Genomic DNA, 22,769 nt, shown 5'->3' on the forward strand with positions numbered 1-22,769 from the left:
GAGTAGAGCAAAAATTATGTTTAAATATTGGAAATTATTCTTTGGTCAAAAAAATGCAAGTGTTTCGATAGAGTTTGCAATTGTTTTTCCTTATTTAATTGTTCTATTTTTATTTGTACTAGAATTTAGTCGAATTATGATTATTGGTTCGGCTTTAGATCTGGTGACTACAGAAATAACTAGAAAAACGGCGATTTCTCAAAATGCAGACTATAATCAACAGTTGCAGGAATTGATTAATTCTGAAGTGCCTTCATGGCCTTATATAGCAGATCCACAAAAATTTGAAATAACTGTGAAATACTGTAAAAAAATTGATGAGGCAATTAATAATAATTGCCTAAATACTCCAGTTAGCGATGCTCCAATACTATTATTTGAATTGAAGTATGACTACAATGCTATATTCTCCAAGCTGTTTGGTCGTATACTTGACAGCTCTCTGGAAAAGAAGACTATTGTTTACCGTGAGTTTTATTAAAATAATTGATAATTAAAGGAATGAAATAGCAAATGAGATATTCTGATAATTTTTTTCGTAATAAAGACGGTATAATTTCAATAGAGTTTGCAGCATGTTTTTGTTTGTTTTCACTTTTAGTATTTATTATCTATGATACTTACAGTAGTATCATGTTACAAAATAGATTAGAGCGGGCAAATTATACTGTAGCTTCTATTTTTCGTGAAAGATCAGCAATTTATCCAGTTATAAATGGCTCGACAGTTCAAGAGGTGGCTGCATTATGTGCTGATTCTAACTTCTGTTTTAATTCTCATGAGTTATTTGATGGTACTCAAGTGGAAGAACTCAGCCGCCTAGCAAGTTCATTACTAAATGGACGTAATGTTACTTTAAAAGTCGATAGTTTATTTATTTTTCAAGATGTTGCTAACCCCAAAAGCTTGGCTCATGCGCAACTTGTTAATCTAAGCGCTAGTTCTTGCTCCTCTGGTGTATGTAATGATGGTGGTATTGGGGACTATTTTAATTCGTTACCCAGTATGACTGATAATTCAAATAACTCACTTACTGACTATTCCAAACTTGTTCCGTATGTTGAACGTGCTGCTGATCCCACAACAGGGTTAGCAGGGCGTTGGATTCCCTTATATCGAGTTAGTATGTGTATAGTTAACGAAGAAAGCCTTTATTTAAAATGGTTTAATTCAAGCAGAAAAGCTACTGATACTTTACCAAATTTATGTAGCAATATTGTAGTGTTATCACGTTGTAATGATATTTCAAGCTCTGATGGAAATTGCCCAATTTATTATCGGTAATCAACACACTTTTGAGAGTATTATATGAGCCATAACAGACATAAACAAATTAATCATAAGAAATCTTTTTTTAAGTGTTCTTCAGGGAGTGCTGCTATAAGTTTCGCCTTGATGTTTCCTGCAATGCTAATTTGTATGTTAGTTTCAATAAATCATACTCAAACAATGCGCGACCGTGCAAGGATCTCAGAAGCGACTAACGAAGCTTCGTTGGCGATTATCGCATTAAACAATGAAAATGCTGATAAGACAGCAATTGAACAAAATCGCAAAATGGCATTGAACTATATTAATTATTTTGTTTATCAAAAAATTAGTGATGATTTAGTAGAAGATGCCGATGCCTCTATTAATATAGAATATAATAAAAACACAAAGGTATATAGTATTGCCTATAAACAGAAAGTTGATTCCTTAACAAGTAGTAAAGACAAAGGAAAAGTTGGTGAGTTAAATCAATCTATGATTGTTAGCAATAAAACTGAAAGTTATGGTAATACAAAGAAATTTGATAGATATGACTCATTTGATATTGCTTTTATTAGTGATTTTTCAGGTTCAGCAACATGCCAATATGGCGATACAGGTTGTAATGACTACTCTCCTCAAAATGGAAATAGTGATCAGCAACGTCTTCAATATATGAAACAAGCAATAGCTAATATTATTAATAATTTTCAAGGACATTCAGAGATTAAATTTGCATTAGTTCCTTATGATATTGGTGTGCCAGTTCAGCAAGACACTAAAAACCTAGCTGGTGGTGATAGCTATGGTTGTTCAGTTATGTACAAATTGAAAAGCCCCTATGATAAAGTTGATTATAACTTTTGGGCAAATAAAAACATTGCGTATGCTAGATGGAGTAATTTAAAGGAAAGCGGAGGGATGAGTGAGGGCTATTTAGACTATGACTATTTAGGTAAATATGCGAACACGGTTACTTATTATTTGGATTATTTTAATTATCGTTATTATTCACAAATAATTGGACCAGCGAAAGGATTAAATAATGATAGTGCCTTAGAGCGCAGTGGATTATGCCGTAATAGACATCAAGCTGAAGTGCTTAATATGGGAACAGCAAGATATGCTTGTGGTGAAAATAGTCCTGATTATCCATTGCGTCCTGAAAATAGGAAAATTATTGAAAGCCAATATGGTAAAGTTGTTCAACTATATGATTACATGTTTTCGGGAAAATATTCTGATGTCCATTATTCATTTGCTAACACTAGAACAGTTGATGTACAAGGTACAATTGATGCATTGTTCAGTGGTATAAAAAGCAATACAATAACATTTAATCGACCTATTTCGCCTACTGTTAGTGATTTTTCGCCATTTTTTGGAATGTGCCAATCGCCTTTATATAGTAATAACATAATGAGCGAAAAGGTGATTAATTTACCAACTAACCATCGAAGGTTTTTAGAAGCATCAAAGCATATAGGAACATTTAAAGCTGTCCCTCATTTAGTCCCTTTTAGTAAAAATGGAAATCATAATTCGGATTTACTAAATTATATCCAGAATGGGAATTGGCAACCTGGCGGAGGAACAGACACTATAACAGCCTTGTTAAGGACAGTTCCTGTAATGGCAAATGGATCTGCTAATAATAAAATGATGATTATTATTACAGATGGTAAAGATGATGCTGGAGCAGATATTCTTAGAGATAATTTTTTGGATGAAGGTGTTTGCCAAGCAATAACGGCTGGATTAACTTCAGCAACTAATAAGAATAACGGCTATATTGAAAGAGCAGCTAATACGGCGACGATCCACTATATAAAACTCGATCCTAATGCAGTCAATTTAACAACCGATGAACAATATACACAAGTGTACGGAAAATGGTTTACTAAATGTATGAATGGCAATAGAGAATATTTACACGAGGCTCGAGATTATCAGAGTTTATTTGATACTATGATAAAAATTATTCAGACAGAAACGGGTAATTTTGTTAACAAAGATGAATCTAATCAATAATGAAATAGAGGTTACTCTAAATGAAACTAATTAAGTTAATGGTATTATTTGCATCATGTTTATGCTTTTCATTATTTGCAAACGAAAGAAAAAGAAGTGATGCCGTCGTGTTGACAACAAAATCATTTGTAAAAACTCCTACTTCAACTAACTCTATTGATACAGGAATTACGATAGAAAATGGAGATGTTTGGCTTACAGGCTACAGAGATGCTGGGATATCAGGTAGTGGTCCTTTGGAGTATAGTCATTTGAAGCCTCCTTACAGAGTAGAATTTTTTGTCGAAAAAGGGCTTAATATTACGCAAATAACGGCAGGAGCATATCACCAAATTGCTCTTGATGATCATGGTGATGTTTGGGCATGGGGTGACAATCGAGCTTGGCAAGCATCAGCTATTAAGGCTGGAAATATAGGAGCTTATCAAACTATACCAACCTTGGTTTTAGAAGGTAAAGATGTCATCATGACAAATGCTGGGGAATATACTTCTTTTGCTTTAACCCGAAGTGGGGAGGTTTATGCTTGGGGAACTTCAGCTTACGGCCAAATGGCGAATGGTTCGCTAGTTATTGGACCAACAGTACTTCATCGTATTCCTCAATCATATTTTCACGATAGTCCAGTTGTATTGATTGGGGCGGGTTATGAATCTGCCTGGGCTATAAATGAACGTGGTGAAGTTTTTGCTTGGGGAGATGATGAGTCAAATCAATATGGGTTTAGGCATAGTATCATGGGAATACCAGTACATGTTTACCAGAAATACCCTGTGCAAATTACTAATCTTCCCCCTGGTATTAGTGGTGGAGATATAGTAACTATTACGGGAGGGAACCGCTATACTGCATTTTTAACTTCGGAAGGTGAAGTGTGGGCTATGGGGGCAGCTAATCATTTAGGTATAGGATTTGGTTATCTAGGAAGTGAAAAAAAAACACCTCTAATGTATGAGGTTGATAAGGATGGAGATGAATATAAAGTAGATAACGAGCTAGATGTAGCCGATCCCCAGTTTGTTATGGATAATGTTAATACGCTTTATTGCCGATATGGAGGATGTTGTGCCATCACTAATGATGGGGAACTATATACATGGGGGGTAACGGTTGCGGCTAATGATAGCCACAATTGGCAGATAATGTATGGTTATATGCCAATAAAAAGGGATATTATTGGTAATTTGACTAAAATCGATGGAGGTAAAGAGAATCTGATTTATTGGAATGATGAAGGACAAGCTTTTGGAGTAGGCTGGAATAATTGGAATAAATATTATTCATCAGTGAACCCTGTTAAGTGGCCAGGAGTAGAAATAAAAGAATTGCCAAAAGCGATGAAAGAAGTTTATGGTAAAGATTTTGTCCCTGGTCAAGGATAAAGACTATAATGATTAGCCAAGAATTAATTAATGATATTATTATTTTAGCTATTTGGGCATGTTTGTTATTTTCATGTTATACGGATTTAAAATATCGAACTATCTCAAATAAAATTGTTATAATAATATTCATTTTAGTTATTTTGAATTTTGCCCTTGGCAAAGGGCATCTAGATTATATTGCATCAGCTATATTTTTAATTTGTGGTCTATTCATGTTTTATTGTCGACTTGTTGGTGCTGGAGATATAAAATTAATTACTATTCTTTTGATTTCTATTCCAATAAACAGTGTGCCGTTTTTCTTAGTCGTTATTACCTTTTTGGGGTTACCAATGGCAATTATTGCAATAATATACAGATCCTTCAAAAAAAATTCTGTTACATTGCCTTATGGGCTTGCCATTAGTGGTAGCTATTTTTTAACATCAATAACCTTATTTGAGGTTATACTGTAATAACTAACTTGTAGTTAACATATTAAATATAATCGCATTTTTATAATAAATATCAATGTTTCCCATCCTCAATAAGGCGGGTGGGAAACTCTTTTTTAACCAGCAAACACTTAATAACTGTTATTCCTTAAAAAATATTTGAAATACTCTTACACATAGCTATATAAAAATTATTATGTTTTAGTCACTTTTAATAAAAAGTTTATCCCCTTATTTTAAGAATATGTATGTATACCATTTTGGTGCATATCAGGTCTGTATTAGAGTATTATAAGTTTATTACTTTTTAATGATGAATCATTATAATTATTTTTAATTAGTTTTTTGCTCAAAAAACAGTAATTATATTAACTAACATTTATCAAACTTTGTTTAAGTTATGGCATAGTTATTGCTTATAAATAACTTTGGATAGATTTGTAATTATAAATATTTAGAGGAAACATCCGTATGGAAAATCATAGCAGTAGTACTGTTGCTTTTGTTAAAAATCGGCGTGCTTCATTAATCAGTGCTATTTTTTTAATGGCAACATCAGCAATTGGCCCAGGCTTCATTACTCAAACCGCTACCTTCACCGTTACGCTTGGTACTGCTTTTGGATTTGGTATTTTAGCCTCTATTATTATCGATTTTGTTGTTCAGCAAAATATTTGGCGAATTGTAGCATTAACCAAAATGAACTCTTCAGATATAGCTAATGCAACCATTCCATTTAGTGGTTATTTGTTAGCGGTGTTAATTATATTTGGTGGATTAGTATTTAATATTGGTAATATAGCTGGTGCAGGTTTAGGTTTAAATGCATTGGTTGGCCTTGATCCTAAATGGGGAGGGGCAATTAGTGCACTTTTAGCGGTTTACATATTTTCTTCCGGTAAAGCGAGTCATTTTATAGATCGTTTGATGATTGGTTTTGGTTTGTTGATGATTTTTTTGACACTGTTTGTGGTGTTCGCATCGCATCCACCGATTGGTCAAGCTTTAAAAGAGACAGTGCTTCCAAGCCATGTTGATTTTGCTTCAATTACGACCATAGTTGGTGGGACAGTTGGCGGTTATATTTCTTACGCAGGCGCTCACCGTTTACTTGATAAAGGTATGGTTGGTGTAGAGCATATTGATTATGTTTCAGGCGCAGCCACAAAAGGAATTGTCGTTGTTGGTTTAATGCGTTACATTTTATTTTTAGCGATTTTAGGTGTCGTGGCAAGTGGTGTGACAATTGATATTTCAAGTTATGCTGCTAACCCTGCATCGCAAGCATTTCAAGCGGCTTTGGGAGAGTTTGGATTGCGCCTTTTTGGTTTGATTTTATGGGCAGCAGCCATCACTAGTGTTATTGGGGCAGCTTATACTTCAATGACGTTTATTACTCCGTTTAAACGTACTATTACAGACAGACAACGTCAGTTTGCTACCATTATTTTTATTGTTGTTTCGCTTGCAATTTATTTAATTATGGGGACTGCACCAGTATCATTATTAGTCTTTGCTGGTGGTTTTAATGGTTTAGTTTTACCGCTTGGGTTAACTATTTTTGTTTATATTGGCTGGAGACGTGCTGATCTTATGTCTGGGTATCATTATCCAAGATGGTTATTGTTGTCAGGTTTAGTTGTGTGCGCAATTACTTGGTATATGGGCATAATGTCGGTCGCGACTATTTTTAACTATCTAAAATAGAAGGGCAATATGATAATCACCAAATGTATTGATTTAAATAGTGACCTTGGCGAGAGCTTTGGTCAATGGCAAATGGGTAATGATGAAGCAATGCTAAATGTTGTTAGCAGTGCGAATATTGCTTGTGGATTTCATGCAGGTTCGCCTGCTGGCATTTTAAAAACGTTGAATGCCGCTAAAGCCAATAATGTCCAAGTGGGTGCTCATGTTGGTTACCCTGATTTAGTGGGATTTGGTCGTCGTAATATGGATGTTGCAACTGATGAGTTAACCGCTGATGTGATTTATCAAATTGGCGCACTTAAAGGATTAGCCACATCAATCGGTACCAAAGTGAGTTACGTTAAACCACATGGCGCATTATATAACACTATTGCACACGATAAACGTCAAGCAATGGCGGTGATTGATGCGCTTTGTCTTGTTGATCCCACGCTTATTTTGGTTGCGCTTGCTGGCTCAAAACTGATTGAATGGGCTAAAGAAAAGGGTTTAAACGTAGTTGCTGAGGCTTTTGCTGATAGAGCTTATCATGCTGATGGTACTTTAGTTTCTCGTAAAGAGGTTGGAGCGGTATTGCATGATCCTGATTTAGTTGCCGAACGCATGTTGCAATTGGTTAATGATGGTGGCGTGATGTCTATCGAAGGGCAATTTGTGCGTATTGAGGCAGGATCAATTTGTGTCCATGGCGATAGTGCAGGTGCTTTAGGCATGGCACAAAAAGTACGACAAAAACTACAACAAAATGGCATTCATATTGCCTCGTTTGCTAAAAGTAATAATAACTAAATTAGTTAACGTTTTGAAAAAGTTAATTAAATTAATAAAAAAATATGATTAGACAACACGTTACCAAGTGGGCTATAAACTTGGTCTTTAATATGACAAAACAATGTAAAATATGTATTGTTAGTGATTGGATGTTGATCATATTTCGAGGTACTTAATGCGATTTTTACCCGTTAATATCGATGCGTTTATCGTAGAATTAAACAGCCTTGAGCAAACCATGGCGCTTACTGATGTGCTTCAAGGTGTTATTGCTGATTGGCATATCAATGAAATAATTCCAGCGGCACGAACCCTATTAATCCGTTATAACCCCATTGTAACCAATGCTAATATACTTGCTGAGCAGATTGCTCAATTAGATATTTCGGCAAGCGTTATGCAATCAGGCGAACAGGTAACAATACCTGTTCGCTATAATGGTGAAGATTTACCTCAAGTGGCAGATTATCTTGGCATAACGGTTGCCGAAGTCATTGCAAGGCACACTGATAATGAGTATCAAGTGGCTTTTTGTGGCTTTGCTCCTGGATTTGCTTATATGGTATCTAAAACGGCTCAGCTTAATGTGCCACGTCGAAGTTCGCCACGAGTCCGCATTCCAGCAGGATCGGTTGCTTTGGCAGGGGAATTTAGTAGTGTTTACCCACAAGCAAGCCCTGGTGGTTGGCAATTGATTGGCATTACAGATACGGCAGTTTGGGATATTTATCGTGATGAGCCAGCGCTGTTCAAACCTGGTACTCGGGTTAATTTTATTGATGTGAGCCAATCGAAAACAACTTATCATTTACCTGCTCATTTATCAGCAGCTAAAAAACAAGATGATCTTGTTGAGCAACAAGATATAACAGTATTAACGACAGGGTTGCAAACATTGTTTCAAGACAATGGCCGAATTGGGCAGGCGGCGTTAGGCATTTCTGAATCGGGAGCGATGGATAAAAACGCATTACACAGTGCCAACCGCGTGTTAGGTAACTCAATTAATGAACCAGCGTTAGAAATTACCCAAGGTGGTTTTAGCGCCCAAATAAACAGACCAATGTTAGTTGCTGTGACGGGCGCTATATGTGAGATCACAATAACCACCATCCAAGGTGAAACCTATACTTCTCCTATGTATCGGCCAATTCAATTAGAAGCAGGTGATATTATCCGTTTAGGTAATGTAAAATGTGGCGTTCGTAGTTATTTTGCTGTGCGTGGCGGTTTTCAAGTAACACCTATTTTAACCAGCTGTGCTTTTGATACGCTTGCACAAGTTGGGCCCTTACCACTAAAATCGGGTCAAATGTTGGCGATTAAGCAAGCAAAAACGTTAAATCCAGTATCATTATCAGAAACTCCTATGATTAATTACCCAACTAGTGATGATATAGTAGTGTTAGATATTGTGCTTGGACCACGTACCGATTGGTTTACTCAGCAATCGATAGCGCTTCTTACTTCACAGTTGTGGTCGGTTACTCCAGCTTCTAACCGTATTGGCTTGCGTTTATCTGGCAAGGAACCGTTAATTCGTGAAAAACAACAAGAATTACCTAGTGAAGGTACCTGTATTGGAGCAATACAAATACCAGCTAATGGACAACCTGTATTATTTTTGAATGATCACCCTTTAACAGGAGGTTATCCTGTTATTGGCGCAGTATGTAATTATCATTTAGATTTAGCAGGTCAAATTCCAGTCAATGCTAAAATAAAGTTTAATCCTATAGGGATGTTTAAAGAATTTGAAGGGAGTGATGTTGATCATGTCTGAAAATAATAAAAATATAACACATAAAGTATTGATAGCTAATCGAGGTGAAATTGCTGTACGTATTATTCGCGCTTGCCGTGATATAGGCTTGTTATCTGTTGCAATTTATGCCGATGCTGATATTGATGCACTTCATGTACAAATGGCTGATGAAGCTTATGGATTAACAGGCAATGTACCTAGCGATACATATTTAGATATTGATAAAATTATCACAATAGCTAAAAAATCAGGAGCCACCATGGTTCATCCAGGTTATGGTTTTTTATCTGAACGTGTTGAATTTGCTAGAGCAGTACAAGATGCAGACTTAATTTGGGTAGGCCCTACCCCTGAAACGATTGAAATATTGGGTGATAAAGTCAAAGCAAGACAGCTTGCGTTGCAAGTAGGAGCTCCTTTGGTTGTTGGTACAAAAGAGCCTGTAAAAGATGCCAAAGAGGTTATTGAGTTTGCGCATGCCCATGGTTTACCAATTGCTATTAAAGCCGCATTTGGTGGCGGTGGTCGAGGTTTAAAAGTAGCCTGGCAAATGGACGAAGTAGAAGAACTTTATCATTCCGCAGTTCGTGAAGCTACAACTGCTTTTGGGCGAGGTGAGTGTTTTATTGAACAATTTTTGCATAATCCTCGGCATGTTGAAGCACAAGTTATTGCTGATACATTAGGTAATATTGTTGTCGTTGGTACACGTGACTGTTCATTACAACGACGTAATCAAAAATTAATTGAAGAGTCTCCTGCACCTTTTATAACAGATCAATTAGAACAGCAAATTATTCAATCTTCGATTGATATTTGCGCTAAAGCAAACTATGTAGGCGTAGGGACAGTTGAGTTTTTACTTAGCCAAGATGGTAAGTTATCTTTTTTAGAAGTTAATACGAGATTACAAGTTGAACACCCAGTAACAGAAGAAACTATAGGCGTCGATCTTGTTATTGAGCAACTGCGTATTGCCCAAGGTTTACCTCTGAGTATAGATGAAACACCTGCACCTAGAGCTCATGCCATTGAATTTCGTATCAATGCTGAAGACACAGCTAACGGTTTTTTACCTGTAGCTGGTACTATTACACGTTTTGATGTACCAACTGGTCCTGGTGTACGCATAGACAGTGGGGTGATGGCTGGTTCAACAATTCCAGCAACGTTTGATTCCCTTATGGCAAAATTGATTATTGTTGGTAATAATCGACAACATGCCATTGCTAGAGCTCGCCGTGCTTTGGCTGAGTTTTCTATTGAAGGGGTAGCTAGTGTGTTGCCATTTGCTCGTGCGGTTATTGAACATTCTGATTTTTGTGATGATTTTAAATTACATACACGTTGGATTGAAACTGAATTTACTACAACAATAGCACCAGCCAAAAGGCAAATACCACAAAAAGAAGCAGCGTTGACACGCACATTTATTGAGATTGACGGTAAACGTTGTAAACTCGGTTTACCTGCACAACTCCTTGCAGGGTTATCCTTGCAAACGGAAGCTAATTTAGATACATCCTCAAGCGTGAAAGAAGAATTATCTGAATTGATTGTCCAGTCACCTGTTTCTGGTAGTCTTTTTAAATGGGTGATCAATGATAATCAAAGCGTAAACGCAGGCGATGTCATTGCTATTATGGAAGCCATGAAAATGGAAGTTCAAGTTATTGCACATCGAAATGGTGTGCTAAAACAAATACTCAAAGAAGGCAATTATGTTAATGCAGGATCACCTGTTGCAGAAATCATTTAGATAACGCTGATAAAACAAGAATGTTTTTCATCAAAATAGCAAAAAAACATCAAATATAGACAATATATTTTGCTTATTTTATACTCATGAGCATGATATTTTGTCTATTTTTAATGTGTTAGGATGATTTATATTGAAGTTTTCTCAGCAATCAAAACTCACTAATGGCGCATTAGCCTTAGCGTTATCGCCAGCCTTAACACCAGATGGAATTATTGACAACCCTCAATTTTTTGCTGGTTATGCACTTTACCCACAGATTCTTGCTAGATCTTTACTGGTTCTAGCTGATATTACTGCGACCCGATATTTTAAACCGGTGCCGGTGACTTTGCGTGATCCTGTTTTATCTGCGCAAGGGAATCAATTAAGAGCAGAAGTTTTTTCTGCCTGCAATAGTGTTTATGCTCGTTTAGATTTGTTACAACAAGGGTTTGATGGACAAATATTACGAGGCACAACCAATGTAGATATTGGTATTAGCTTAAGGCAAGCGCTAACTCAGGTTAATTATAAAGATAAACTTCATCTTAATATTGGCAATCAAGGTTTGGCAACGCACCATATCCAAAAACAAGATGAAGATGTAATTGGAATAAAGGCCATTATTGAGCGCCCTGTTGCAATGCCAGATAGGTGGATTCGAGCACTTGGTAATGTAGCTGAAATTCATACCAAAATGGTCGCTGTTTTTACGGTAACGGGAATACAAGCACAAACCTTTATTGCAGGATTGCCAACCGTGACTAGTAAACATCAATCAAGCTGGCTAGTGCCATCTAATACTGGTATTAAATTGATGGCTCAAGGCGGTCTCGATAGTGTGTATATTTCTGGGCTACATCGGTTAAGTGCACTTAAGCGATTAACGACCAATGTTAAGCGTTTAACTTTTTATCAGCTAGCAAGTGGCGAACAAGGACCCTGCATGGTTGAAGTTGAACTCGACGGTGCAAGACTTACTTTGAGCTTAACTGCACAGCCATGGCAAGGCTATTCTGGCGAAGGTGCCTTACTTGAGCTGCTTGCACCAAAACAGCAATTACAAAATGCTCAACTTGTTCAATCTATTTTACAATTTGATTCGCTGATCGATCTGACTCAGCTAGCGATAAAAACAGGTTTAGATACTCAGCGCATTAATAGTTCGCTGGCGTATCTAGCTGTTTCAGGTAAGTTGGGTTTTGATGTACACCAGAATGGCTATTTTCATCGTCAATTGCCTGAAGATCCTAATCGACTTATCAAAGATAATCCGCGTTTAAAATCGGCCTATAAATTGATTGAATGTATTGATCGGGTTGATGAAAACACATGGATGGTTCACTCGAATAACGAAGACTATCGTGTCCGTTTTGTTAGGCAGAATAGTAAAATGACATCACAATGTACTTGCTCATGGTATCTGAATTATCAACTCAAAAAAGGACCATGTAAACATATTTTAGCAGTACAAATTAAGGAAAATATTTATGAATGCTAACTTAGCGAAAGCCGAAGCGATTTTTACTTCTTTGAATTGGAACAATGTCACAGCTGACAATATTTTACAACAACCGCTAGGTAGCAAAGAGCAGCAAAAGATTGCACTTTTAGGATTAAAAAATGGCAAATGGGGTGACTATGTCAAAGTTGGTAACGCTTTTCAATGGCAAGATTATGTTAAGTGTAATAAAGCATATTTAGCTTTGTACGCCATTCGGATTGGGGTATCAGTGAGCCGAGCGTTAAAACTTGCTCATTATACTTATTCATCTTTGTTATTGCCGGTTATTATTGAACGAGGTGAAAATTACGCACAAAATTTTGTGCAACAAGCATCTGCACCAACAGATCTTGCTGTTCAGTTGGTTGATCGTTTAAATTTGGTTATTCCTAAAAATCAGAATTATATCGGCGGTTGGACGTTGTATGCGGCGGTTGCTATGCGTGGTGATGATGTTGTAAAGCATTTTTCAGTTGCTACTCATGATGCAGATGTTGTCAACCCTTTTTACGATAAAATTCCTCCAAATATAGCTCAATGTCAGCGTCGATTTATCGAACATATTCATATTGCTATAGCGATAAATACACCTGCTACACGGTCATTTATCGAGGTGTTTTGCTTGGGGGTAACATTAGGTTGGCTTGACCGAGAGCAAGCAAAAGAGTTACTTTTTTTAGCTTTAGATATCGCTATTCGTCCTATAGATCGTAAAGTATGGTTAGATACACTTTATGATTTAGGTATTACCGATGCTGAATTGTGCCAGCGAGTACCTGCTTTAATTCCATTACTAGCCATGGGTGAATCTGCAATAATTAATCGATTAGCACCTGTTTTAATTCCCTTTGTTGATGATGAATTATTAATCGAAGTGATGACGGCATGTTTATCATCTAAAATAAAATCGGTCAAAAAATTAGTGTTAAAGATAGCCCTAAATCGCAAAGCGCCCCAAAATACTGATTTGTTTATGCCTTTGTTAAACCTATTACTTGACCAAACTGATGAATCAATTGTGGCTTTAACTAGCAAGCTAATTACACAGTGGCATCTTGATGATCATACCGTACAATCTAATTCCTCCGAATTACAACAACTTTGGCAACCAACACCGCCACTTTGGCAATTGCCGCCTTTTGAATTAGAGCCTATTTCCCCTGATGTATTAACTGAGTTAGCCTCTGAATTAGTAAAAAGAAACATATCTGGTCATGATAGTGTGACGGAAAGATTTTTAGCTGTAGCTAATATTATTGCTTATCACGATCCTCAAGCAGCAAAAGCGAGTTTAGCGGGTATAAAATTACGGGTTGATCAGCTTCTTGGTTTTCTATTTTATTGGCGTAAAGGCGAAGAGATTCCGTATCATAAATATTTGTCTGATTTATTAACAGCACGCGATTATATTGTTTGTAAAAATTTAGGCAAAATACCTTGTTTACTGTCGACACCAAGCATGAGTGATCTTTCAATAACAGTGGATGATCTTAGTCAACGATTAGCGATTTATCAACAGTTGAAAATTGATGCATTAGAGGCGGATCTGTTTTTAGCCTTGACTCGTCTTGATGTTTCGACACAAACATCATCAACGATAGAAAAACTCAAGAAGTTAAATGTTGCAGTCGTTTTGCAATCAGGACAAAAAATGCCAATTGATGCAGGCTCTTTAGTATTACAGTATCTGGACGATCCAGTAATCGAACCTAAATTAGCGTTAAATACTTATATTGAAGACGTACTGTCCCTGCCACAATCATTAAATTATTTTCCTAAACGTATTGGAAATAACGGGTTTACAAAAATTCTTGCTATTTTCCCGTTATGGAACGATAGTGCAATACCGTCAGATATTGATTGGGCAACATATTACCATCAAGGTTTTGAGTTCCAGCAAATTGTTAACAGACGTTCTCCTTTTGATGCACGTTCTGCAATGACATTGTTAGCTATGCAACGCGCTAATTCGCCTTATGTGGCTAGCAATATGGCTCAAGCCGTGAATGATGCATGGCAAAGAGGTTTGCTTATTCCTGGTGTGGCGGATGTTTTGTTACTGGAGCGATTTAGTCAGGTTCCTTGTCGTATAGCTAGTTTGGTGTCAGTATTAACCGATATTGCAAAACAAGGCATTCTTTCGGTGGTTTGGCCTATTTTGGATCAATTAATCATCGCATCATGTAAAGCGCCGAGACTGTTATCTGGCACGCTTGAAACTGTTGATGCGATAGCTGAATTTTTACCAGAAGTGCAATATGCTGTCGATCAAGGCATAGCCGATGCCAATCAATTGCAATTACTTGGCATCAGAATATTAGCCAGTAAAGAGGGTAGTGCTAATGCGATTAAGAAAGCAAAAGCCATAGTTGAAAAACTTCCTAAAATAGCCCTTTTAACACAAGACGTATCGATGCGAGCTCCTGATGATTTTGAACAAGTATGGTCAAAACCGCAAAAGGCTAAAGTTGTGCCTGAAGATAATGTTTCAATTACTATTAGTAAGCCTGTAATAGATCAATCATCACGATTTTCTAAAGCATTGGCTAAATCACTAATGTTTACTTTAAAACTCCCCAATGTGTCTAATCAAGTTTTCCACATAGTAAAAAATGATTGGTATTATGATTTAGAATACGAATTCCAATGCGAAGCTTACCCTCCATTATCAAAAGATCAACAAGTTATACCTAATTTTCAATCAAGAGTTTGGTTACATTGGTGTATTAACAAACAGTTACTTGTTGTTGAAAAAACACGTAATTGGCAAGAAAATAACGATGGACCATTATCAAGTAAATATAATTTGATTTTTTTAAACACAGATAATCTGATTTTTTCAAAATCGTTAGTGACAGTGATTATCGGATTGTTGGCTCAAGACAGTGATACTTATAAAGCAAATTTTATTTTTGAAAAAAATGTTAAAAAAGGAATCATTGATGCAGATACCATGCGCAAAGCTATTATCTTGTTTCTCGATTATCCTGATTTAAGCCCCGCTAAATTAATTCGATTACTAGAAAAAAAGCCAAGTTTATTGCCAATATTTTGTCCAGTATTAATTGAATGCATTAAGTTTGTTGGAAATCAAGTAAAACAAGGTGAAAAAATACCTGCTTGGATTAATCGGATTTTAGATATGTCATTAAACTATGCTCCTTATTTGAAAGAGGCAACTAGGCGCGGTTATCTAACTGAACCTGATTCTAAATGGCAAGGCTTAGCGGATATTGCCCAAGCAAAAGCAAAATCAGTAGCAGTAAACAAAGCAAAACAACTACTTGAATTACTTAAGTAAGATGGTTATTTTTGGGAAATGATTAGAACACTTAAAATAGGTCTAATATAAAAGCAATAAATAATTAAATTTAATCATCATGTAAAGTGATATATAAAAAAACATTATAATGATGTTTATTTTCTATAAACACAATGTTGAATTATGTTATTGTTTTACCTTTATTTTAATAAGAAAGGAATATTATGACTCATTCTTCACATCCTTTGGTGCGTTTTTATTTTAAAATAGGGCTGATACCGCAGATTTTGTTGGGTTTAATATTTGGTATTATTCTCGCTGCGGTGTCGAAAGATACCGCATTAGCGATGTCACTTATAGGTGGGCTATTTATTAATGCTTTAAAATCAGTTGCTCCTATACTAGTACTCATTTTGGTAATTGCATCAATATCAAATCATCAACATGGCAAACAAGCCAATATGAGACCGTTAATTACTCTTTATTTTGCCGGAATGATGTTAGCCGCATTATTAGCAACCATTGCTAGTTTTTTATTCCCATCACAGATTTCATTTGGTGATACGTTAAATAACCTTGAACTTACACCGCCTAGTGGTATTGCTGCTGTTTTAAAAACCTTATTAGAAAAAATGATCGACAATCCGATAAATGCACTAATTAATGCAAACTATATTGGTCTTATCATTTGGGGTGTTGGTATCGGTTTGGCATTAAGACACTCTAGCCAAAGTACTAAAACAATGATGAATGATCTGTCTTATGCTATTTCTTTTATTGTAAGAATTATTATCCGCTTTGCTCCTTTAGGGGTATTTGGATTAGTTGCCTCAACGCTAGCTGAAACGGGTTTTGGTGAATTACTGAAATATGCACATCTATTGGTTGTGTTAGTTTCTTGTATGCTGTTTGTTGCATTGGTGATTAATCCATTATTAGCTTATTTAGTTATGCACAAAAACCCTTATCCATTAGTATTTACCTCTTTAAAAGAGAGTGCGATCCCAGCCTTCTTTACCCGAAGTTCAGCAGCAAATATTCCCGTTAATATGGAGATCTGTAAAAAATATAAAATGGATGAAGATACTTATTCGGTTGCTGTACCGCTAGGTGCTGCAATTAATATGTCAGGTGCTGCCGTTACTATAACAGTTTTAACTCTAGCCACCGTCAACTCAATGCCAGCTAGTGCTGGTATACATGTTGATATCTATTCTGCGGTATTACTTTGTATTGTAACTTCAGTATGTGCTTGTGGGGCATCAGGGATTGCGGGTGGATCGTTACTGCTTATTCCTGTCGCATGTAGTATGTTTGGTATACCTAACGAAATTTCAGCCAAAGTGATTGGCATTGGAATTGCAATTGGCGTTATTCAAGATTCGGTTGAAACCGCATTGAACTCATCAAGTGATGTTGTGTTTATTGGTGCGGTTTCATCAGCCGCGCAGAAGAAGAAAAATAATACGACTAAAAATTAAGTATTCAAGCCTATTTAATTGGTAACTCTGATTTATAACTGAGCATGGTAATTTGTTATTATCAGCTCAGTTTTTATTTATCCCTCACAACCAAACATATCACATTGCTTTTTCTCGAATGACTCTTTATTATTAAAAAAACATCTAATATTTAAGTGGATTATTATATTATTTAGATGTTCCGATACTATATGTGATGAGGAGACACTATGCCATTTAATGCCATTGTTTTATCGAAAGAAGAAAAAACGGGGTTTTCATGCTCCTTAAAGAGTATTAGTAAACAGCAGTTATTAGCGCAAGAAGGTGATACCTTAATCCAAATAACCTATTCAAGTATTAACTATAAAGATGCGCTAGCTTTAACTAATAAAAGTCCTGTTGTTAGACAGTGGCCAATGGTACCAGGTATTGATGGTGTTGGTATTGTGCTAGAGTGTCGTAGTGGTTGCTATCAAAAAGGCGATATAGTTATATTAAATGGGTGGGGGTGTGGCGAGACTCATTGGGGATGTTTGTCACAATATGCTTATTTAAAATCTGATTGGCTAATACCCTTGCCCAACAAACTTACAGATTATCAAGCAATGGCAATTGGTACGGCAGGTTATACAGCAGGCCTTTGTGTCCAACGTATTGTTGATTTAGGTGTAAAACCACAAGATGGTATGGTTTTGGTAACAGGTGCTAGTGGTGGAGTTGGCTCAATTGCCGTTGCATTACTTACTAAACTTGGTTATCAAGTCACCGCATCAACGAGTAAAATTGAAGAAGATCATTATTTACGACAACTTGGCGCAGTTAATATTATTGATGGTCAAACCTTAAAAGAAACGGGTAAACCATTACAAAAAGAACTGTGGTCAGCTGTTGTCGATGCGGTTGGTTCGCACACTTTAGCAAATGCTTGTGCCCAAACTCAATATGGCGGAATTGTGGCGTGTTGTGGTCTTGCTCAAGGCATGGACTTACCAGCAACGGTTGCGCCGTTTATTTTAAGAGGTGTTTCGTTAGCTGGGGTGGATAGTGTGATGGCAAATTATGATAAACGTGTGGCAGCATGGAATTTATTGGCACACAATCTGGATGAAAAAGTGTTATCTCATATTAGTAATACAATCACACTAAATGATTGTGTTGAGGTGGCAAATAAAATGATTGCAGGGCAAATAAAAGGGCGTTTTGTTGTTGATGTAAACAAATGAATCTAGGTTTGACTAAACAGTAGTATTTTGATAATTACTGTTAATTACTTGTCCTACTCATTTGCTATAAAGTTAAAAAAAACAGCGATGTAATATTACACCGCTTTTATTTATACCACTATTTATTGTCATTGATAATGACTAAAATGTTAGCAATGAAACGATGTTTATCTATTTTTAATTGATTACTTGATTATAGCCTTTAATTACACTTTTAAGTTCCCCATTCAAAGAATCAACTTCTCTTTCTACAGTATTGGTCTGTAAATTTTTTAAAACTACTTTCATTTGATTAATCAATCCAGGTAAACAATCAACAAAACCGTCATAATACATATCGTTTAAACCTTGTTGTTTAATCAATTTATTTTTGCCTTTATTCGTCATTAATTCATTAGCTATGGATTCTATTTGTTGAATTTTTTGTTCAAGGGCTGATTTATCGAGATTTTTAAACTGGTTGTCTTCGTTAAAGCTTTCATTGATTAAATCGATAACATCTTCAGATAAATCCATGATTTCCATGCAATTGTAGTTAAGTGTTAACCCTTTGTTTTTTATTTCTGATTTTTGAAATGCATGGATTTCTTTGTATAATTTACCATAATCCGCTAAAGCCACACTTTTTGCTTCAATATATTGGTTATAAAGCGTGTTCAAATTATTTAACAGTTCAGGTAATTTGGCAAAGTCATCCAATTTATACTCATTATCTAAATAATATTTAGCTATCTGATCATAAGCTAATCCTATTTCAATATATTTATCACTTAATGCTTTGCCTGCGGCATCAAGTTCGGGTAACTCTGGTTTAAATGCTAATAACTCAGTAATCAATTGTTTATATTCATCAAGCTCTTTTGGTCCTGGGTGATAACCGATAAAAAGTTTCGTTGGATTTTTTTTCACATAATTGACATCAATTTTACCGTTTTTATCACTGATACCTCTTAAAAAACCCTCAACACTGCTATCAAGATGATAAAGAGAAGAAGTCATCCTGCCATGTCCATTCCCTCTTAATTTATCTGCAGCTTGGGAGACATTAGCATTAAAAACATCTAGCCATATATTACCTTTACGTGCTTTCAGTGCAAATTGCCGTGAAACATCTTCAGTAGTTTTAGACTTAGAAGATTTAACTTCTGAAGCTGCTGTTGGTTGTTGCGTTTTGTTTTCAGTTGGTTTGTCATCACAGCCAATCATCAAAAATCCAGCAATCAATACGCTTAAAAAATTTTTTTTCATTGTTTATCCCTTCATTTTTGTGTTCTAAATTCATTGAATTAATACTTTATTATCTTTTAAAGATTATTTCTAATAAAATATGAAATGAAATAAAAATTGTGATATTGGGGCTTAATTTTGTAATAAGCCTTATATTGTAGGAAAACACCGAGTTGCTTATATTTCATGGTTAAAATGATTCTTTAAAAACTCATAAGGCATTTTGTTGGAAATTATTTAACCTTTTGTTTTTTATCTTTGAATGGTGAACTATTTGCTGATCATTCCATTAAGGTATGTATTATTTTTTTGATTAACCCATTTATTTGAGGAATACCTGTTTCGTGAGTTTTTAATTGATATGATGGTGATCACACGCTTTACTAAGAAGGATTCTGAGAAGTTTTAATTATCAAATGATATTGACTCCTGAATCTGTTTACAAAAATATAATCTAAAAAGTGAATATTTTTGTAAATACCCTATAGTGCTTATCTGGAAAATTACGCTTACGCTGTTTGTTTTAGTGTTTTATATTTTATAGAAGTTGTGGTATTCAATATTTAACAGCACATTTCAGCGCTTAAATGGTTGTAAGGTTAACTATAATTTTTAGTCAAATTAGTGACAGTTATTTTTTGATAAAATTGAATTTATATTTTTTAAATTGTAGTTTATTGATTTATATTTAAAAAAGATGGAGGAAGCGCAGGAAAAGTAAAATTCGAGCAACTCAATTGTTAGGATTAATTACTCTCTAGGTCTTTTAGCTGGAAGAAATCTTTTTTATTAACTAATTCTTTTTGTAATAGTGCTATAAAACTTATACTCCACTAAACGGTTATCATCTTGCAAATGTTGTTCAATGGTTCGTGTTTACATTAGGATTCATCATTTCAGCCTTTACAGTCATAATAATAGAAAAATTAAAATACAATATTAAAATAAATAGTCTATTTTTCATGTCCAGTTGACCTTATTAATTGATTCAAAAGTTGCTCTTGTAGATAGTGTAGCACGTTGTCTAAACTAAAAAAGTTATTACACTCTGTATTAATCGCTTTGATATATCCAATTTTATTCCTTGATTTGACACTATCAAGCTAACTTATTCACATAGTGCTTTGTTTACACTTTTATATTTTTTTACACTAAAATCTGTTGAAGTTCGCATTATATGCTGTATATTTATCCATGTTCGTTTTTTGCCACGATAACTAAAAAAACAGTGGTGATGTTCTTTCGTTTAGTTTTTAGGAGTATTTTCTTGCACAAATTCAGTTGTATTGTGCTTGGCTGTGTTGATACATCTATTATTAATCAACTACCGTTGGTGGATATACCAGTTAGAGCTGGTTTCCCTTCGCCAGCTGATGATTATTTAGAAGCGAAACTCGATTTAACTGAGCATTTAGTCAAACACCCTAGTGCGACCTATTATATCAAGGCAATGGGTGATTCAATGGTGGATTATGGTGTTTTTAGTGGTGATTTATTAATTGTTGATCGCTCTTTAGAACCAGTAGTCGGTGATGTGGTCATTGCAGCCATTGATGGAGAGTTAACCTGTAAATGCCTTGGCGTAATTAATGGTCAATATCATTTATTAGCTGGTAATGCGCTTTATCCACCGATCTCATTAGCTGGTAAAGAAGTGCATATTTGGGGAATAGTGATTCATACGATCCACTCTCTCAGAGGTCGTGGCTATTTGTGATTGGGTTAGTGGATTGTAATAATTTTTACGCATCTTGTGAGCGAGTATTTAATCCTAAGCTTGAAGGACAACCGATTGGTATTTTATCCAATAATGACGGCTGTGTCATTGCGCGATCGAATGAGTTGAAACCACTTGTTCCGATGGGTATGCCTGCTTATCAAATTTCCCCGAGTGTTCGTAAAAAAATCACCTTGTTGAGTTCTAATTATGAGCTATACGGTGATATGAGTCAGCGTGTTTTTAATACAGTGCGTGATTATACAGCAGATGTAGAACTGTATTCGATTGATGAAGCCTTTATTTCCTTAACAGGGTTCTCAGATGTTATTTCGCACTGTCAAACAATAAGAACCAAAGTCAAACGTGATACAGGTATCCCCGTCAGTATCGGTATTGCGTCAACACGAACTTTAGCCAAAATAGCCAATTATGTTGCTAAAAAACAACCCACTTATCAAGGAGTTTGTTATTTACCGAATAATAAACCTTTATTGAGTCGAGTCTTGCAGCAGTTTCCTGTGAGTAAAGTGTGGGGTGTTGGAAGGCGTATTTCAGAGAAACTACAATCGTTAGGCATCCAGACTGCATGGGATTTGCGGCAAGCAAACACTAAACAAATTAGACAGCAATTTTCCGTGATGCTTGAACGGACGGTGTTAGAGCTACTAGGTACACCTTGTATCGAATTGGATGATTTATCTATTCCTAAACAGAATATTATGGTTTCGCGTAGCTTTGGTCAGTTAACTGGTGAGCTATTTGATGTGCAAGAAGCTATTCGCGTTCATGCTAGTCGAGGAGCTGAAAAGCTCAGAAAGCAAAGTTCTGTGACTAGTGCCGTACAGGTCTTTTTAAAAACTAATCGATTTCGTGAGGATATCGTGCAATATCATCCTTCTATCGTGGTTCCACTGCATTTGCCTACAGATGATTCACGGCTCATTATTCAAGCCGCACAAAAGGGATTACAGGCTATTTATAAACAAGGTTTTTTGTTTATGAAGGCCGGCGTGGTGTTACTTGACTTACAGGTTAAGCACACCGATACGCAGTATGAGTTATTTGAAACGTTCAATAATATAGAGCAAAAGCAAAAAAGTGATAAGTTGATGCAAGCACTGGATTCCATCAACCAGAAGATGGGTAAACATACGGTGCAATTAGGTACCGTAAGAAAGCAAGCCCCTTGGCAGATTAAACGTGAATTACTGACTCCGCGTTATACTACTCGGTGGGAAGAGTTGTTAATCGTTAAATGATTATTTTTTAGTTTGATTTAGTA

16 protein-coding genes are annotated in these 22,769 nt (G+C 35.7%); 15 read left to right on the forward strand and 1 reads right to left on the reverse strand.

Features of this window, described 5'->3' with window-relative positions:
- The first annotated feature begins 16 nt into the window (after positions 1–16).
- The 13 genes from GYW75_RS08375 to acuI all read left to right on the forward strand — a co-directional run bounded on the left by GYW75_RS08375 (position 17) and on the right by acuI (position 18,540).
- Complete coding sequence (locus tag GYW75_RS08375; protein WP_174799020.1) at positions 17–481, forward strand: TadE/TadG family type IV pilus assembly protein; 465 nt, start codon at positions 17–19, stop codon at positions 479–481.
- Between the two features lie 32 nt (positions 482–513).
- The gene (tadF, locus tag GYW75_RS08380; RefSeq protein ID WP_174799021.1) at positions 514–1,284 is read left to right on the forward strand and encodes a tight adherence pilus pseudopilin TadF; all 771 of its coding nucleotides are present in this window, start codon (positions 514–516) and stop codon (positions 1,282–1,284) included.
- 135 nt (positions 1,285–1,419) lie between these two features.
- Positions 1,420–3,282, forward strand: a complete 1,863-nt coding sequence (locus GYW75_RS08385; protein WP_174799022.1) for a vWA domain-containing protein — start codon at positions 1,420–1,422, stop codon at positions 3,280–3,282.
- A 20-nt stretch (positions 3,283–3,302) separates the two neighbouring features.
- Positions 3,303–4,664 (forward strand): RCC1 domain-containing protein, encoded by a 1,362-nt coding sequence (locus GYW75_RS08390; protein WP_174799023.1) that lies wholly within the window; start codon positions 3,303–3,305, stop codon positions 4,662–4,664.
- Between the two features lie 8 nt (positions 4,665–4,672).
- Positions 4,673–5,122, forward strand: a complete 450-nt coding sequence (locus GYW75_RS08395) for an A24 family peptidase (RefSeq protein ID WP_174799024.1) — start codon at positions 4,673–4,675, stop codon at positions 5,120–5,122.
- A 450-nt stretch (positions 5,123–5,572) separates the two neighbouring features.
- The gene (locus GYW75_RS08400) at positions 5,573–6,808 is read left to right on the forward strand and encodes an NRAMP family divalent metal transporter (protein ID WP_174799025.1); all 1,236 of its coding nucleotides are present in this window, start codon (positions 5,573–5,575) and stop codon (positions 6,806–6,808) included.
- Between the two features lie 15 nt (positions 6,809–6,823).
- A complete protein-coding gene (locus GYW75_RS08405) occupies positions 6,824–7,600 on the forward strand; it encodes a LamB/YcsF family protein (protein WP_174799151.1) in 777 nt (258 codons plus the stop codon).
- Positions 7,601–7,757: 157 nt separating this feature from the next.
- A complete protein-coding gene (locus GYW75_RS08410) occupies positions 7,758–9,365 on the forward strand; it encodes a 5-oxoprolinase subunit B/C family protein (RefSeq protein WP_174799026.1) in 1,608 nt (535 codons plus the stop codon).
- Complete coding sequence (locus tag GYW75_RS08415; protein WP_202983952.1) at positions 9,358–11,106, forward strand: acetyl/propionyl/methylcrotonyl-CoA carboxylase subunit alpha; 1,749 nt, start codon at positions 9,358–9,360, stop codon at positions 11,104–11,106. The genes GYW75_RS08410 and GYW75_RS08415 overlap by 8 nt, the downstream gene beginning before the upstream one ends.
- 133 nt (positions 11,107–11,239) lie before the next feature.
- Positions 11,240–12,589, forward strand: coding sequence for an SWIM zinc finger family protein (locus GYW75_RS08420; protein WP_194240454.1), 1,350 nt, complete (start codon positions 11,240–11,242; stop codon positions 12,587–12,589).
- Positions 12,579–15,893: a hypothetical protein gene (locus GYW75_RS08425; protein ID WP_174799028.1), complete on the forward strand. Its 3,315-nt coding sequence runs from the start codon at positions 12,579–12,581 to the stop codon at positions 15,891–15,893. The genes GYW75_RS08420 and GYW75_RS08425 overlap by 11 nt, the downstream gene beginning before the upstream one ends.
- A gap of 185 nt (positions 15,894–16,078) precedes the next feature.
- Positions 16,079–17,335 carry a serine/threonine transporter SstT gene (sstT, locus tag GYW75_RS08430; protein WP_174799029.1) on the forward strand — a complete coding sequence of 419 codons (1,257 nt, stop codon included), beginning with the start codon at positions 16,079–16,081 and terminating at the stop codon, positions 17,333–17,335.
- Between the two features lie 209 nt (positions 17,336–17,544).
- Entirely contained in the window at positions 17,545–18,540 is a 996-nt protein-coding gene (gene acuI / locus GYW75_RS08435; RefSeq protein ID WP_174799030.1) for an acrylyl-CoA reductase (NADPH), read from the forward strand.
- A gap of 177 nt (positions 18,541–18,717) precedes the next feature.
- Here acuI and GYW75_RS08440 read toward each other — a convergent pair whose 3' ends face one another.
- The gene (locus GYW75_RS08440) at positions 18,718–19,788 is read right to left on the reverse strand and encodes a DUF3829 domain-containing protein (protein ID WP_174799031.1); all 1,071 of its coding nucleotides are present in this window, start codon (positions 19,786–19,788) and stop codon (positions 18,718–18,720) included.
- A 1,246-nt stretch (positions 19,789–21,034) separates the two neighbouring features.
- On the opposite strand from GYW75_RS08440, the gene GYW75_RS08445 reads away from it, so the two are divergent.
- The gene (locus GYW75_RS08445) at positions 21,035–21,484 is read left to right on the forward strand and encodes a LexA family protein (protein WP_202983953.1); all 450 of its coding nucleotides are present in this window, start codon (positions 21,035–21,037) and stop codon (positions 21,482–21,484) included.
- Positions 21,481–22,746: a Y-family DNA polymerase gene (locus GYW75_RS08450; protein WP_174799032.1), complete on the forward strand. Its 1,266-nt coding sequence runs from the start codon at positions 21,481–21,483 to the stop codon at positions 22,744–22,746. The genes GYW75_RS08445 and GYW75_RS08450 overlap by 4 nt, the downstream gene beginning before the upstream one ends.
- Positions 22,747–22,769: the final 23 nt, after the last annotated feature.

This window comes from Gilliamella sp. ESL0232, from assembly GCF_013346885.1.
GTDB lineage: Bacteria > Pseudomonadota > Gammaproteobacteria > Enterobacterales > Orbaceae > Gilliamella > Gilliamella bombi.